This is a genomic window from Campylobacter concisus, assembly GCF_902460715.1.
Classification (GTDB): Bacteria; Campylobacterota; Campylobacteria; order Campylobacterales; family Campylobacteraceae; genus Campylobacter_A; species Campylobacter_A concisus_AK.
Genome location: NZ_CABPUX010000001.1, coordinates 950,626 through 964,690, shown reverse-complemented (window position 1 = coordinate 964,690; position 14,065 = coordinate 950,626). Strand labels below are relative to the sequence as shown.

12 protein-coding genes and 1 pseudogene are annotated in these 14,065 nt (G+C 39.8%); 5 read left to right on the top strand and 8 right to left on the bottom strand.

All coding sequences use genetic code 11. The features are described 5' to 3' along the window. Positions 1-40 precede the first annotated feature (40 nt). A pseudogene (locus tag F3G91_RS10705) lies at positions 41-349 on the bottom strand (methyl-accepting chemotaxis protein); the annotation flags it as partial. Positions 350-806: 457 nt separating this feature from the next. Beyond that, on the bottom strand, positions 807-2,207 hold the full coding sequence (gene argH / locus F3G91_RS04755; RefSeq protein ID WP_149700852.1) for an argininosuccinate lyase: 1,401 nt from the start codon (positions 2,205-2,207) through the stop codon (positions 807-809). A gap of 272 nt (positions 2,208-2,479) precedes the next feature. Between argH and F3G91_RS04750 the strand changes: the two genes are divergently transcribed. Next, positions 2,480-2,869: a hypothetical protein gene (locus tag F3G91_RS04750; RefSeq protein WP_012001374.1), complete on the top strand. Its 390-nt coding sequence runs from the start codon at positions 2,480-2,482 to the stop codon at positions 2,867-2,869. Between the two features lie 2 nt (positions 2,870-2,871). On the opposite strand, the gene F3G91_RS04745 is transcribed toward F3G91_RS04750, so the two are convergent. Genes F3G91_RS04745 through F3G91_RS04730 form a run of 4 tightly spaced genes read right to left on the bottom strand, consistent with a single transcriptional unit; the run spans position 2,872 to position 6,347 of the window. After that, complete coding sequence (locus F3G91_RS04745; protein WP_149700851.1) at positions 2,872-3,411, bottom strand: oxidoreductase; 540 nt, start codon at positions 3,409-3,411, stop codon at positions 2,872-2,874. A 2-nt stretch (positions 3,412-3,413) separates the two neighbouring features. Then, a complete protein-coding gene (locus F3G91_RS04740) occupies positions 3,414-5,591 on the bottom strand; it encodes a heavy metal translocating P-type ATPase (protein WP_149700850.1) in 2,178 nt (725 codons plus the stop codon). A 1-nt stretch (position 5,592) separates the two neighbouring features. Further along, the gene (locus F3G91_RS04735; protein WP_009294304.1) at positions 5,593-5,796 is read right to left on the bottom strand and encodes a heavy-metal-associated domain-containing protein; all 204 of its coding nucleotides are present in this window, start codon (positions 5,794-5,796) and stop codon (positions 5,593-5,595) included. After that, on the bottom strand, positions 5,793-6,347 hold the full coding sequence (locus F3G91_RS04730) for a GNAT family N-acetyltransferase (RefSeq protein ID WP_149700849.1): 555 nt from the start codon (positions 6,345-6,347) through the stop codon (positions 5,793-5,795). Before F3G91_RS04730 ends, F3G91_RS04735 begins: the two co-directional genes overlap by 4 nt. Before the next feature lie 149 nt (positions 6,348-6,496). On the opposite strand from F3G91_RS04730, the gene F3G91_RS04725 reads away from it, so the two are divergent. From F3G91_RS04725 to cuyB, 4 genes are all read left to right on the top strand, one after another. After that, on the top strand, positions 6,497-7,204 hold the full coding sequence (locus F3G91_RS04725) for a YebC/PmpR family DNA-binding transcriptional regulator (protein WP_012001371.1): 708 nt from the start codon (positions 6,497-6,499) through the stop codon (positions 7,202-7,204). A gap of 11 nt (positions 7,205-7,215) precedes the next feature. After that, a complete protein-coding gene (locus F3G91_RS04720; protein ID WP_021085768.1) occupies positions 7,216-7,710 on the top strand; it encodes a peptidylprolyl isomerase in 495 nt (164 codons plus the stop codon). Between the two features lie 11 nt (positions 7,711-7,721). Beyond that, positions 7,722-9,077, top strand: coding sequence for a cation:dicarboxylate symporter family transporter (locus F3G91_RS04715; RefSeq protein ID WP_021084182.1), 1,356 nt, complete (start codon positions 7,722-7,724; stop codon positions 9,075-9,077). A gap of 164 nt (positions 9,078-9,241) precedes the next feature. Beyond that, entirely contained in the window at positions 9,242-9,934 is a 693-nt protein-coding gene (cuyB, locus tag F3G91_RS04710; RefSeq protein WP_009294309.1) for a cysteate racemase, read from the top strand. A gap of 533 nt (positions 9,935-10,467) precedes the next feature. Here the strand turns inward: cuyB and pckA are convergent. Further along, on the bottom strand, positions 10,468-12,042 hold the full coding sequence (gene pckA / locus F3G91_RS04705) for a phosphoenolpyruvate carboxykinase (ATP) (protein WP_188116801.1): 1,575 nt from the start codon (positions 12,040-12,042) through the stop codon (positions 10,468-10,470). Between the two features lie 106 nt (positions 12,043-12,148). After that, positions 12,149-13,951, bottom strand: coding sequence for a biotin/lipoyl-containing protein (locus tag F3G91_RS04700; RefSeq protein WP_103621147.1), 1,803 nt, complete (start codon positions 13,949-13,951; stop codon positions 12,149-12,151). Positions 13,952-14,065: the final 114 nt, after the last annotated feature.

Below are 14,065 nucleotides of genomic sequence, written 5' to 3'. Positions count from 1 at the left end.
TCTTGCCGTTACTTACATTGACCTCGTTTGTTACGTTTAGAGCTTGATTTAGGATGTTTTGCGTGTTGGCATTTACGCTTGAGATGTTGCCCTCAAAGCCACCTAAAATTTGCATCGCATTTGCTGAAATTTTAGAGAAATTCTCGCTCATTTCGATCATTGTGTTCGCACTTTGTTTAAGGCCATTTATATTTACTTCAACCTCAAGTGTCGCCTTTTGCGTGCGCTCAGCAAGCTTTCTAACCTCGTCTGCAACGACTGCAAAGCCTCGTCCATGCTCGCCCGCACGAGCCGCCTCGATAGCAGCATTTAGCGCTAGCAAATTTGTCTGATCTGAGATGTCTTTTATGAGATTTATGATCTCAACGATAGAATTTACGCTTCCATCAAGCGAAGAGGCGTCGTTTGAGAGATCGCCGCTCATCTGGCTCACTTGCTCGATCGAGCTTAAAATTTCAGCCGTTTGAGACTTTAGCTCGCCTGTTTCTTTGAAGGTTTTTTCATTTAAATAGTTTATATTTTCAAGCATTTTTAAATTTTCTTCGATGGTTGATTGCAAAAAATTCATACCATCTTGATAGCTAGTAAGCAGCAAATTTACAGCCTCTTGCTTATCCTTAGCTTGCTCTTTTGGCTCGCAAGTTTTGGCATTTTTTAGCTCATTTTTAAGTGCTAAAATTTCAGCCTTTAAAGCTTCATTTTCTCTTTCTAAAGCTTCATTTTTACTACCAAGCTCTTTGCTTTTGCTGTCAAAAAACATTTTTCATCCTTTAAAATTTGTAAATTACGCGTAATTATAACTCTTTTTACTTAAGCCAGTTGTCTAAAATTTTAATTTGTTCTTCAACGCTTTTGTTTGCCGTGCCGCCTTTTGAAGTGCGAGCCTCTTTTGAAGCGTGCAGATCTAGAAATTTAATGGCATTTTCATCTAAATTTTCATCTACACTTTTTAGCTGCTCTTTGTTTAGCTCACTTAGATCAAGCCCCAAGCTCTCAGCCTTTGCGACAGCTTTTCCGGTGATGAAATGAGCCGTTCTAAATGGGATATTTTTCTCACGCACTAGATAGTCCGCTAGATCAGTGGCACTTAGATGCCCGGTTTTTGTCGCTTTTAGCATATTTTTTTCATTAAATTTAGCCGTTTTTATCATCTCATTTAGGATAGTAGCCGAGCTTAAAATGGTCGCAACGCTATCAAAAACGCCCTCTTTATCTTCTTGCATATCTTTATTGTAAGCAAGTGGCAAGCCCTTCATCGTAGTTAGCAGCGCTACTAAATTTCCATTTACACGCCCAGTTTTACCGCGTATGAGTTCAGCGACGTCTGGATTTTTCTTTTGAGGCATGATGGAGCTGCCCGTGCTATAAGCATCACTAATGCTTACAAAGCCAAATTCTTGCGAGCTCCAAAGTATGAGCTCCTCGCAAAGTCTAGAAGCGTGCGTCATAAAAACGCTAATGTTAAATAAAATCTCCAGCGCATAGTCGCGGTCGCTCACGCTATCCATCGCATTTTGCGTGCAGCCTGCAAAGCCAAGCTCGCTTGCAACGATGCTCCTATCTATCTTGTGCGGCGTGCCTGCAAGGGCTGCTGAGCCAAGTGGACTTAGGTTGTTTCGCTCATATGAGCTAACAAATCGCTCAAAATCCCTTTTAAACATAAAAGCGTAGGCTAGCAAATGGTAGCTAAGGCTTACTGGCTGGGCATGCTGAAGGTGCGTGTAGCCTGGCATTAGCGTATCTTTGTGGTTTTTGGCTAAATTTGTAAGCGTGGCGATGAGCACTTTGATGAGAGATGAAATTTCTAAATTTTTCTTCAAAACGTAAAATTTAAAATCAAGCGCAACTTGATCATTTCTACTTCTAGCTGTGTGCAATCTACCACCAAGCTCAGCTCCGATGATCTGGCTAAGGCGCTTCTCAACTGCCATATGTATATCTTCATCTTCTAACTTAAACTCAAATTTACCTGCTCTTATCTCAGATAAAACCTCATCAAGCCCCATTATGATCGCCTCTGACTCATCTTTTTTCAAAATTCCGCAAATTCCAAGCATCTTTGCGTGAGCCTTACTTCCAACGATATCCTCTTCAAAAAGATTTTTATCAAAATTTATAGAAGCATTAAATTCCTCAAGTAGCTTCGAGCTAGCCTCGCTAAATCTACCCTCCCACATCTTTTTGTGTGCGTTTTTCTCTTCTTTCATAGCTTTGCCTTTAATTAGTTTTGCGTGATTTTAACAAAAAGGTGCTTAACTAGGCTTTTTAAGAGCGTTTTATAAAAATAAATTTTTGATCTAAAAATAGAAATGTAATATAAAAATTATGCTAGAGTATCAAAAGAGTTATATATATAATTTATTTTTAAGGTTATTAAAATATAATTCTCACTGCAACTTTTTAAAAACTATTTCAAGTTTTTTGATTTTTTGCCGATATAGTTTTAAATGAATAAATAAACCAAGAAAGGAAGGACGATATGCAAATAGATGCCAATATGAACTCAAATGTTTTCTATCACAACGGCTACACATCTATATCATCAAGTAGCGCTAAAACCAGCATATTAGTATCTTCTGGCTATGGTACAAAAGATATCGTTAGAAGCAATGATGTGCATGTCGAACAAAGAGAAGAGGTTAGACAAAAACCTACAATTATTAGAAAAGAAGATGTCACAGAGTTACAAAAAAATTTAGAAAAATTACAAGATCAAAGAAGTGATATAGCTGATCAAATTTCAAGCATCCAACACCTGAAAGATCGTGATTCTATGCAGATGCTTCATCATCTAAATTTAGAACAATCAAGCATTCAGAATAACATTTTAAGTATTAAAACTCAGATGACAGAAATGGTACAGGCTTAAGACTAAGCCTTACCGATAATAGTTTTTAAAACCAAACAAAAATCCTCTAAAAAGTATCCCATTGACTTATAGAAGTTACTGCTAGCATTTTGTTCAAGCTCTTTTGCAAGTTGCTCGGCATAAGGTAAGAAAAACGAGAGGCTAAAAGCAGCAAGAAGCTGCATAGACTCTTTTGCCGCCTCTTTTTTTAAGATATTTGCTATCAAAATGAGCTGATTTGAGATGCTATCAACCTCACCCATTTTTGGATCAAAATTTATAGCCTTGTAAAATTGCGCCAGATCATCTTTTGCGCTTGAGAAAAAATAGCTTGCTTCAAATTTTGCCTTCAAAATGACAAAATCATCACACAAGGCCGCACTACTCTCATCTTTGATAAATTTAGCGTAAAGCTCATTTCCTTTTATGTTCGCATCGCTCTTTGTCTGCGTTATCCACGCATTTGTCTTTTTGATACGCATAAAAGATGAGACACCCAAGATACCATTAAAATTTGTAGCAAGTGCAGCCGCTACAACGCTATAAAGCTCTCCAAGTCTCAAATTTAATCCTTAAGCTTCAAATATCTAAGTCTAAGTGCATTTAGCACGACAGTGACCGAGCTTAGGCACATCGCCATCGAGCCATAAACTGGACTTAGAAGCAGTCCAAATACCGGATAGAGCACGCCAGCAGCCACTGGTATGCAAATGGCGTTATACATAAATGCCCAAAACAAATTCTCTTTTATGTTGGCAATAGTCGCATTTGCAAGCTTTACAAGCCCACTCACGCCACGCAGATCATTTTTTACAAGCACAATATCGCCAGCGCCTTTAGCGATGTCTGATCCTGAGTTCATAGCGATACCAACGCTTGCTTCTTTAAGTGATGGCGAGTCGTTTATGCCATCTCCCACAAAGATCACGCCACCTCGGCTCATTAGCTCTTTTACTTTATTAAATTTATCCTCAGGCAGCATGTTTGCGTAGTATTCGCTCACATTTAGTTTGCTAGCGATATTTGCCACTACTTTTTTATCATCGCCTGAGAGGATCACGCTTTGTAAATTTAGCCTTGAAAGCTCGTTTATAACGCTATTTGCTTCATTCTTTAGCTCGTCGCTTAGCGTTAAAAAGCCGCTAAATTTTTGATTGACCGCGCAAAGTATGACGCCGCTTCCATCATTTGTAGACTCTTTTATCGCCAAACTATCAGCTTCATTTAGCAAGATATTGTTTGCTGCAAGCAGTTTTTCGTTGCCTATTATTATCTTGTTGCTCTCATCTTCATAGACGATGCCTTGACCAACTACGTTTTGAAATTTGCCATTTAGCTTTTGTAAATTTATGTAATTTTGTTTTGCATATCTTACGATCGCCTTTGAGATCGGATGTTCGCTTAAATTTTCAGCAGATGCCACTAGCTCCAACTCTTTTTCACTCAAATTTGAGCTTTTAACGCTGATTAGCCCCTTACTTAGCGTCCCTGTTTTATCAAATGCTACAAATTTAGCATCTTTTATCAGCTCTAAAACCTCTGGGTTTTTAATCAAAATTCCAGCTTTTGCGCCGCGTGCGAGGGAGCTTACGATGGCTATTGGCGTGGCAAGACCAAGCGCGCATGGGCATGAGATGATAAGCACGCAGATCGCGCAAGAGATCGCATAGGCGAAATTTCCACTAAAAATTATCCATATTAAAAATGTAAGAACTGAGATCGCCACGACGCTTGGCACAAAGATGTTTGCTATCTTATCAGCCAGCCGTCCGATAGGCATCTTTTTTGAGCTAGCGTCGCTTAACAAGCTTAAAATTTGCGATAGTAAGCTCTCGTAAGAACTCTTTGTTACCTTGACGCTTATGTAGCCATTTGTGTTTAGAGTGCCGGCAAATACGCTATCTCCTACCTCTTTATAAACAGGTAAGCTCTCTCCTGTAAGCATCGAAGCGTCTATCTCGGCGCCACCTTGGACTATCACGCCATCGCTTGGGACGTTGTAGCCATTTTTTACGATGACGATATCGCCTACTTTTAGCTCATTTACATTTACCTCTTTGCTCTGTCCGTCTGGCATGACCAAAAAGGCGGTCTTTGGTGAAATTTTAAGTAGCGTCTTTAGGTAGTCGCCTGCCTTTGCCTTTGAGCGCTCTTCAAGGTACTTGCCAAGCAAAACAAAAGCTATTATCATCGCTACGCCTGAGACATAGACGTTTTTTAGATCATCTGGGATGAAATTTGAAAAGATCACAACAAAAAGCGAATATAAAAATGCACTGCCGCTTCCAAGAGCTACAAGCACGTTCATATCGTAGTTTTTGTTCTTGACAGCCTCTATGGCGTGTGCAAAGAAGTCTTTGCCGCTAAAAACTAGCACCAAAAATGCAAAAACTAGCATGAGTAAATTTACTAGCATATTGTGAGGTGCGAACATTTCAAGCGCCATTATCACGATGCTTGCAATAAATGCAAATATAAATTTGTTTCTTATAGAGGTTATATGCTCGTCTCTTTTGGCTTCAAATTCATCGATATTTGTCGCCACAAAGTAGCCAAGCTTTTTTATCTTTTGCTCTAAAACTTCACGCACGCTAGCGTCTTTTAGGACAAACTCACCGCTTGCATTTGCGAAATTTACATTTGCATCAAGCACGCCATCTATCTTTTTAGAAACCTTCTCGATAGCGTTTGAGCAATTTACGCAGCTCATTCCCGCTATATTTAGCTTGACTTTTAAAGGCATATCAAAGCTCTTTTATCACGTCAAATCCCAGATCAGCCATTTCTGATTTAAATTTCTCAACATCGCCATCTTTTATATCGACGCTTACTTGCCTTGGCTCTTTGCTAAGATCGACTTTTATCTCGCCAAAGTCATCTTCAAGTGCGTTTTTTATAGTGTTTGCGCAGTTTTGGCAATGCACATTATTTACCTCAAATGTTTTCATATTATCTCCTTTATCATGTGGTCGTATTCGTGTAAATTTATGATCTTTTTGGTGTTAAATTTAAAGCCAAGGCTCTCGTAAAATTTACGAACTTTTGGCTTATTTACATCAACTATCAGCGAGACCTTTTTATGTCCTAGCTCTTTTGCTTTGGTAAATGAGTGCAAGATAAGCTCTTTTGCAAGCCCTTGACCTCTAAATTTCTCATCTACGGCGATGCTATCTATATAAAACTCATCATCAAAGCACTCTTTTTCTATCTGGGCATCTTTGCCAAGAGCCTTTAGATGCTGTGAAATTTCTCTATCAAGTTGCCATGCGTCGCCGCCAAAGTAAGCACACATCGCAGCGATGATCTGCTCGTCACGTTTATAGACATAGACATTTTTATAGCTAAGTCTATTTGTCTCGCTTTTAAAAAATTTCTCCAAAATTTCATCGCTTCTTGCAGGATCGTCGTAGCCACTTAGCTTGTAGGCGATATCCTCCATCGCTAAATTTAGTAGTTTTATGCAGACTTTTGCATCTTGTTTTTGAGCATTTTTTATCATGGCATGATTATATGCCTTTAACTTAAATTTTTACCAAATATTTTTTCAAATTTACAAATTAAGCGCTTTAGCAGGCAAACTAAAAATGTTTTAAAAAAGTATAAAATTTTTTTAGTTATAATCCGTAAAAAATTTATTTAAGGATATTTATGGGACGAGCATTTGAGTACCGAAGAGCGGCAAAAGAAGCTAGATGGGATAAGATGAGCAAGGTATTTCCAAAACTTGCAAAGGCTATAACAGTAGCGGCAAAAGATGGCGGATGTGATCCGGATATGAACCCAAAACTTCGTGCAGCCATCGCAGCAGCAAAAGCTGAAAATATGCCAAAAGATAACATCGATGCGGCTATAAAAAGAGCAAATGGCAAAGATAGTGCAGATATCAAGACTATCTTTTATGACGGCAAAGCAGCTCACGGCGTGCAAATCATCGTTGAGTGCGCTACTGACAACCCAACAAGAACGGTTGCAAATGTAAAAGCGATATTTAGCAAAAATGGCGGAGAAATTTTACCAAGCGGTAGCCTTAGCTTTATGTTTACAAGAAAGAGCGTTTTTGAGCTTGAAAAACCAAGTGCTAATATCGAAGAGATCGAGCTTGAGCTGATTGATTATGGACTAAGTGACATCGAAGAAGATGAAAACGCGCTATTTGTTTATGGCGATTACGCAAATTTTGGCACACTTCATGAAGGCATAGAGAAGCTAAATTTAGTAGTTAAAAAAGCTTCACTTCAGTACTTGCCAAATCAAACCGTGAGCCTAGATGAAGAGCAAATGCTTGAGGTTGAGAGGCTTCTTGACAAGCTAGAAGACGACGATGACGTCCAAGCAGTTTATACAAATATCGAGTAAAAAGGAGCAACATGCGTTTTGATGAGTTAAAAGTTTATGATATAAATTTAGACGAACTAAAAAAAGATAAATTTGCGGTTTTAAAGACAGAAAAAGGCGATATCAAACTTGAGCTTTTTGCCGAGGATGCACCGCAAGCTGTTGCAAATTTTGTCCATTTGATAAAAACAGGCTTTTATAATGGCCTAAATTTCCACAGAGTTATACCAAATTTCGTCATCCAAGGCGGCTGCCCAAATGGCACAGGCACAGGCGGTCCTGGCTGGAGGATAAAATGCGAATGCGACAACCAAAAGGTAAAACACGAGCGTGGCAGCCTTAGCATGGCTCACGCAGGTCGCGACACTGGCGGATCGCAGTTTTTCATCTGCCACAGCAAGCAACCTCATCTTGACGGCGTGCATACAGTCTTTGGAAAGTGCGTTGATGACGAGAGCTTAAAGGTGCTTGATGCTATCAGACAAGGCGACAAGATCCTCTCAGCAGAGATCAAAGAGAGCCTATAAAAGGGGAATTTATGGAGAGTGCAAAAACGCAAAAAAGTCTCTTTGTGAGACTATTTACCAATCTCGCCATTTGGGTTGTGATAGGTATAGTTGGCGGTGTTATCGTCGGTATGGTCGCACCTGAGCTTGGCATAGCGAGCAAGCCAGGCATTGATTATTTTATAAAAGCCCTTAAAATTTTAATCGGCCCTATCATCTTTTTAACGATCGTTTCAGGCATCGTCGGACTTGAGAGCTTAAAAGATCTTGGCACCATCGGACTTAAGGCGTTTATCTACTTTGAGATAGTTAGTACGCTTGCTCTTGCTGTTGGTATCATCTTTGGCGAGACGCTTCGTCCAGGACATGGCATGAACCTTGACTACACTCAGCTTGACGCCTCAAGCGTGGCTAAATTTACATCTCAAGCTGGAAATATGGACGCAAATAGCGGCTTTTTAGCGCACACACTTCATCTTTTAAGAGGCGCTGTGCCAGTAGATGACATCTTCCCTTATGTGCATATACTTGATCCATTTATAAAGTCAAACACACTTCAAGTGCTTTTTATGGCGATAGTCGTTGCCATCGTGCTTTCACTACTTGCTCATGATAAAAAGCAAGCTTGTCTAAAACCGCTTGAATTTATCCAGCACTACGTCTTAAAGCTACTTACTTGGCTTATGCTATTTAGCCCAGTGGCGGCCTTTTCGGCGATGGCTTACTTGATCGGTAAATTTGGCATCGGAACGCTTCTTGGTATGATGGAGCTTCTTGTTGTTATGGCACTTGCAAGCTGCTTTTTCATCTTTGTCGTGCTTGGCGTCATTTGCTACTTTGCCAAGGTCAATGTCTTTAAATTTATGCGCTTTATCTCAAAAGAGGTCTTGGTCGTTTTTGCGACAAGCTCGAGCGAGACAGCTCTTGCACCACTTATGCAAAAGCTAGAAGCAGCTGGCATAAATAGAGGCGCAGTTGGCCTTATCATCCCGACTGGCTACTCGTTTAACCTTGACTGCACCAACATCTATCTAAGCCTAAGCGTTATCTTCTTAGCGCAAGCCTTCAACATCCCGCTAAGTTTTGAGCACCTAATAAGCATACTAATCGTGCTAATGATCACAAGTAAAGGCGCGGTTGGCGTTACAGGATCGGGCTTTGTCGTCCTTGCTGGCACACTAAGCGCACTTCCAAGCACTGGCATACCAGTCGTCACCGTGGCTGTGCTACTTGGCGTTGATAAATTTATGTCAGAGATGCGTGCTGTTGGTAACCTTTGCGGTAATGCCGTTGGCTGCATGATCGTTTCTATCTGGGATAAAAAGGTCGATATGGAGAAATTTAGATACGCACTAGATCATCCAGACGAATTTCACTTCCACTCATAATAGAATTTTTAAGGGGCAAACCGCCCCTTTTTATCTTAAAATTTACTTCAAAACTTAAAGTGCTTATCCCCTATTTTTACAATATCCAATGAAAATTTAGAAATTTTATTTTTAAATATAGAAACTAATATTATAATTATTGAAAATTTTAATTTGGAGGAGTTATGAAGACATTAGGCATCATAGGCGGCATGGGACCACTTGCCACGGCTGATTTATACAAGAAGATCATCGATATAACCCCAGCAACTTGCGATCAAGAGCACCTACACATCGTTATCGACTCATACGCACAGATAGAAGATAGGACAAAATTTATCATGGGTGAGGGAGAAAGTCCACTTCCAAAGCTAATTCAAAGTGCTAAACTTTTAAAAAATGCTGGGTGTGAGGCGATGCTAATGGCTTGTAATACAGCTCACTACTTTGCCCCAAGCATCGAAAAAGAGGCTGGAGTGAAAATTTTGCACATCGCAAAAGTTACAGTAGATGCCTTGCAAAAGAAATATCCACACGCTAAAAATATCGCTGTCATCGCAACAAGTGGCACAAAAAAGGCTGGCGTTTATGATCAAATTTTAAAAGAGCGCGGGCTAAAGAGCGTGGATTTTAGCAAAGAGACGCAAGATGTCATCATGGAGTGCATCTACAAAGGCGTCAAAGCTGGCAAGCTAGAAGAGTATGTGCCGGTATTTTATGAAGTGCTTTCAAACATTGAAGCTGACGTTTATATCGCAGGCTGCACCGAGATACCGATGTTTTTACCATTTATCAGTAGCGAGTATAAATTTATAGATGCGACATTTGAGCTAGCAAAAGCTGGCGTAGAATTTGGACTAGAAAAGAGAGTATTTTGATTAAATTTAGCCAGATATCTGGCTAAATTTTCGTTTTAGCTACAAAAATCCTGCTACTTATACTAAATAACAAAAACTTTTTATATTAGAAATTTTAAGATTTGGACATTGCAAAATATTTTAAATTTATCTGTAGCGTTCAGGTAGATTTAAATTTATGATATTGAGCAATTAAAATTTTTGGCTTACAAAGTAGCTTTTAGCTGTAAATTTTAGAAACTCTCGTGAAATAGATTGTTTTGCTTTAAATTTAGCTGGAGTGTTTTGGCTAAATTTTAGCTCTAACTGCAAAGACCACTTGTATTAAAATTTCTGATGTCTGGAGATTAAATTTTTCAGGCTTATAAAGAGTAATTTTTTTGGTGAGAAAATTTTAGAAAGTCTCGTTAAATTTGACCGAGCTGTTTCGCAAAATGTTTTAAATTTTATATTAGAAATTTAAAAAAAGAGCTATATTTTATAGCTCTAAATTTTTTACTATTTGATAGTTTAAATTTAAAAGCCTTGCAGGATCTTCCCACAAGGCTATAATTTTATGCTGTTGGGCCAGCTTTGGCGTACTCAACGCCCTCTTTTACATCTTCGTAACGTTTGAAATTTTCAACAAACATCTTTGCAAGCTTGTCGCGTGAAATATTGTACTCAGCTGGGTGTGTCCATGTATTTATTGGATTTAGCAGTTTTGTCTCTACACCATCAAGCTCTTTTGGAATGGCGAAGTTAAATTTATCAAAATTTTCAAATTCGCATTTTGTGATGCTACCATCAAGGATCGCATTTATGCAAGCACGAGTTGCTTTTATGCTCATACGCTTGCCAACGCCGTAAGCACCGCCACTCCAGCCTGTATTTACTAGATAGACATTAACGCCGTGTTTATCGATCTTCTCACCAAGCAGTTTTGCATAGACGGTTGGGTGAAGTGGCATAAATGGCTCGCCAAAGCAAGCGCTAAATGTTGCTACTGGCTCGGTGATACCGCGCTCTGTGCCAGCAACTTTTGCTGTGTAGCCACTTAGGAAATAATACATCGCCTGCTCTTTTGTCAGCTTCGCAACTGGAGGAAGCACGCCAAAAGCGTCAGCGCTTAAAAAGATGATATTTTTTGGATGGCCAGCGCTTGAGCTTGGCTCGTAGTTGTCGATGTGATAGATCGGATAGCTCACGCGTGTGTTTTCAGTCTTTGAGCCATCCTTATAATCAACCACGCCGTTTTCGTCAGCTACGACGTTTTCAAGTAGCGCATCACGCCTGATCGCTGCGTAAATTTCTGGCTCGCTGTTTGGATCAAGGTTGATACATTTTGCATAGCAGCCACCCTCAAAGTTAAACACGCCATCATCGTCCCAGCCGTGCTCGTCATCGCCTATTAGTTTGCGTTTTGGATCGGTTGAAAGTGTCGTTTTACCAGTGCCAGATAGGCCAAAAAATAGCGCCGTATCGCCCTTCTCGCCTACGTTTGCAGAGCAGTGCATGCTTAGCTTGCCCTCAAGTGGCAACCAGTAGTTCATCATAGAAAAAATGCCTTTTTTCATCTCGCCACCATACCACGTGCCACCGATCACCGCGACATTTTCCTCGACGTTAAATATGACAAAGACCTCTGAATGTAGCCCATCAGCCTTGTAGTCATCATTTTTTGTCTTGCAAGCGTTATATACTACAAAATCAGGCTCAAATTTAGCCAGTTCTGCTTCACTTGGACGGATGAACATATTTTTTACAAAGTGCGCTTGCCACGCTACTTCGGTGACAAAACGGACTGATTTTTGGCTCTTTTTACTAGCTCCACAAAATGCGTCTTGGATAAAAATTTCTTTACCACTTAGCTGATCTTTTGCTTTTTTAAGAAGCTTGTCAAAAAGCTCTTTTGTGATAGGCTGATTTATCTTGCCCCAAGCGATATATTTTTGGCTTGGATCTTGCTTGACAAAATACTTATCTTTTGGGCTTCTACCTGTAAAAATTCCAGTATCAACCATAAATGTGCCGTTACTTGAGACTCTGCCCTCGTTGTTCGCCTTTTCAAGCTCAAAAAGCTCGTCGTAGCTTAGATTATGATTTATCTTTTTGATCTCTTTTAGACCTAGCTCGTCTAGTTTATTTATCATGTTGTTTCCTTTTAAATTTTCGTTTCTTTATAAATTCTGACCTAAAAGTCATCAAAATGTTAATCAAATTTCGCTTAACACTATCTTTTTAAAAGTGGCAAATTTATTTAAATCTAGCCACCACTTGATTGTTCGCGACGCTTTGACCTTTCTCTACCTCAACTGAGGCTATGACGCCATCTTTTGGGGCTTTAACCTCTATCTCCATCTTCATCGCTTCAAGCACGACTATAGCCTGACCTTTTTTGACATGGTCTCCTGCGCTTACTAAAATTTTATGCACAGCGCCTGGCAAGCTTGCAACGATGTCATTTTCTGTTGCGCCTGCTACTGCGCTTTTGGCACTTTTTACGCTCTTGCCTTCAACTTCAGTGATTGATTTTACCTGGATGCTGTCGTTAAAACCTTCGCTTACTTCGACATTGTAGCGACTACCATTTACGACGACGCTATATCTGCCACTTTGAGTTTGTCTGCCCTCATTTGCCTTAGCATTTGGATCTACTTTTCTTACATTTACTTTAGCTTCGCCTTTTAAGAACGCGATGCCTTTTTCTTTACAAGCTGCTGCTATAAAGACGTTTTCTTCGGTAACTTTGATCTTATTTTGTTTTAAAATTTCTTTTACATGCGCAAGTGACTTGCTCTCATCTTTATCAGCTATATCAACTGCGTGTTTTGTGGTTGGTTTTAGTCCTAGCTGCTCGCTAGCAAGCTTAATGATCTCTTTATCAGGCGTAACTGGGGTCTTGCCAAAGTAGCCAAGCACCATTTTGCCGTATCCCTCAGCGATCTTTTTCCACTTGCCAAACATAACGTTATTAAAGGCTTGCTGGAAGTAAAACTGACTAACAGGGGTCACTGAAGTGCCGTATCCGCCCTTTTGCACCACTTCGCGCATAGCAAGGATGACCTCTGGGAATTTATCTAAGATGTTGTTATCTCTCATCATCTGAGTATTTGCGGTGAGCGCACCACCAGGCATCGGTGAAAATGGTATTAGAGGGCTTACTTGCACAGCTTCAGGCGGTAAGAAATACTCTTTTAAACAATCATTCAAAACGCTTTCGTATTTTAAAATTTTCTCCACATCAAGGCCGCCAAGATCGTAGTTTTTGCCTTTTACTGCGTGAAGCATGGTTAGGATATCTGGCTGACTTGTGCCGCCACTTACTGGGCTTGCAGCTAGATCTATACCATCAACGCCAGCTTCTAGCGCTGCAAGATAGCAAGCGACACTTACGCCTGCTGTTTCATGTGTATGAAGTCTGATGTGAGTTTTTTCTGGGAGTAGCTTTCTAGCCATTTTTATGGTTTCATAGACCTTTTGTGGGCTGCTTGTACCACTTGCATCTTTGAAGCAAACGCTGTGATATGGGATATTTGCATCTAAAATTTCTCTTAAAATTTTCTCATAAAATTTAACATCATGAGCTCCCACACAGCCACTAGGCAGATCCATCATAGTAACGACAACTTCGTGTTTTAGCCCGTGATGAGCGATCCTCTCGCCTGAATATTTTAAATTTTCAACATCATTTAGTGCGTCAAAATTTCTAATAGTAGTGGTTCCATGTTTTTTGAAAAGTTTTGCGTGAAGGTCGATTAGCTCGCGGCTACCAGTATCAAGTGTGACGGTATTTACGCCCCTGCTTAGGGTTTGAAGGTTTGCTTTTGGTCCTACGATGCTTCTAAATTTATCCATCATCGCAAAAGCGTCTTCATTTAGGTAAAAATAAAGGCTTTGAAATCTCGCTCCTCCGCCAAATTCAAAATGCTCTATGCCAGCCTCTTTGGCTGCTTCAAGCGCGGGCAAAAAGTCGTTCATAAGCACTCTAGCGCCATAAACTGACTGAAAGCCATCTCTAAAGGTCGTATCCATAACATCGATAAATTTCTTTGCCATATTTCACCTCATTAAATTTATAAATTTACTAAAAAGCGGTCATAAAAAATGGCTAAATTTGATAGAAACTCAAATTAGCCATTTTGCTTGTTTTTGGTATTTTACAACCAAAAA

What these genes read in the sequence shown, in the direction of transcription:
- argH (WP_149700852.1), bottom strand. Translation starts at nt 2,207, where the DNA reads ATGAAAGAAGAGAAAAACGCACACAAAAAGATGTGGGAGGGTAGATTT.
- F3G91_RS04750 (WP_012001374.1), top strand. Translation starts at nt 2,480, where the DNA reads ATGCAAATAGATGCCAATATGAACTCAAATGTTTTCTATCACAACGGC.
- F3G91_RS04740 (WP_149700850.1), bottom strand. Translation starts at nt 5,591, where the DNA reads ATGCCTTTAAAAGTCAAGCTAAATATAGCGGGAATGAGCTGCGTAAAT.
- F3G91_RS04735 (WP_009294304.1), bottom strand. Translation starts at nt 5,796, where the DNA reads ATGAAAACATTTGAGGTAAATAATGTGCATTGCCAAAACTGCGCAAAC.
- F3G91_RS04730 (WP_149700849.1), bottom strand. Translation starts at nt 6,347, where the DNA reads ATGATAAAAAATGCTCAAAAACAAGATGCAAAAGTCTGCATAAAACTA.
- F3G91_RS04725 (WP_012001371.1), top strand. Translation starts at nt 6,497, where the DNA reads ATGGGACGAGCATTTGAGTACCGAAGAGCGGCAAAAGAAGCTAGATGG.
- F3G91_RS04720 (WP_021085768.1), top strand. Translation starts at nt 7,216, where the DNA reads ATGCGTTTTGATGAGTTAAAAGTTTATGATATAAATTTAGACGAACTA.
- F3G91_RS04715 (WP_021084182.1), top strand. Translation starts at nt 7,722, where the DNA reads ATGGAGAGTGCAAAAACGCAAAAAAGTCTCTTTGTGAGACTATTTACC.
- cuyB (WP_009294309.1), top strand. Translation starts at nt 9,242, where the DNA reads ATGAAGACATTAGGCATCATAGGCGGCATGGGACCACTTGCCACGGCT.
- F3G91_RS04700 (WP_103621147.1), bottom strand. Translation starts at nt 13,951, where the DNA reads ATGGCAAAGAAATTTATCGATGTTATGGATACGACCTTTAGAGATGGC.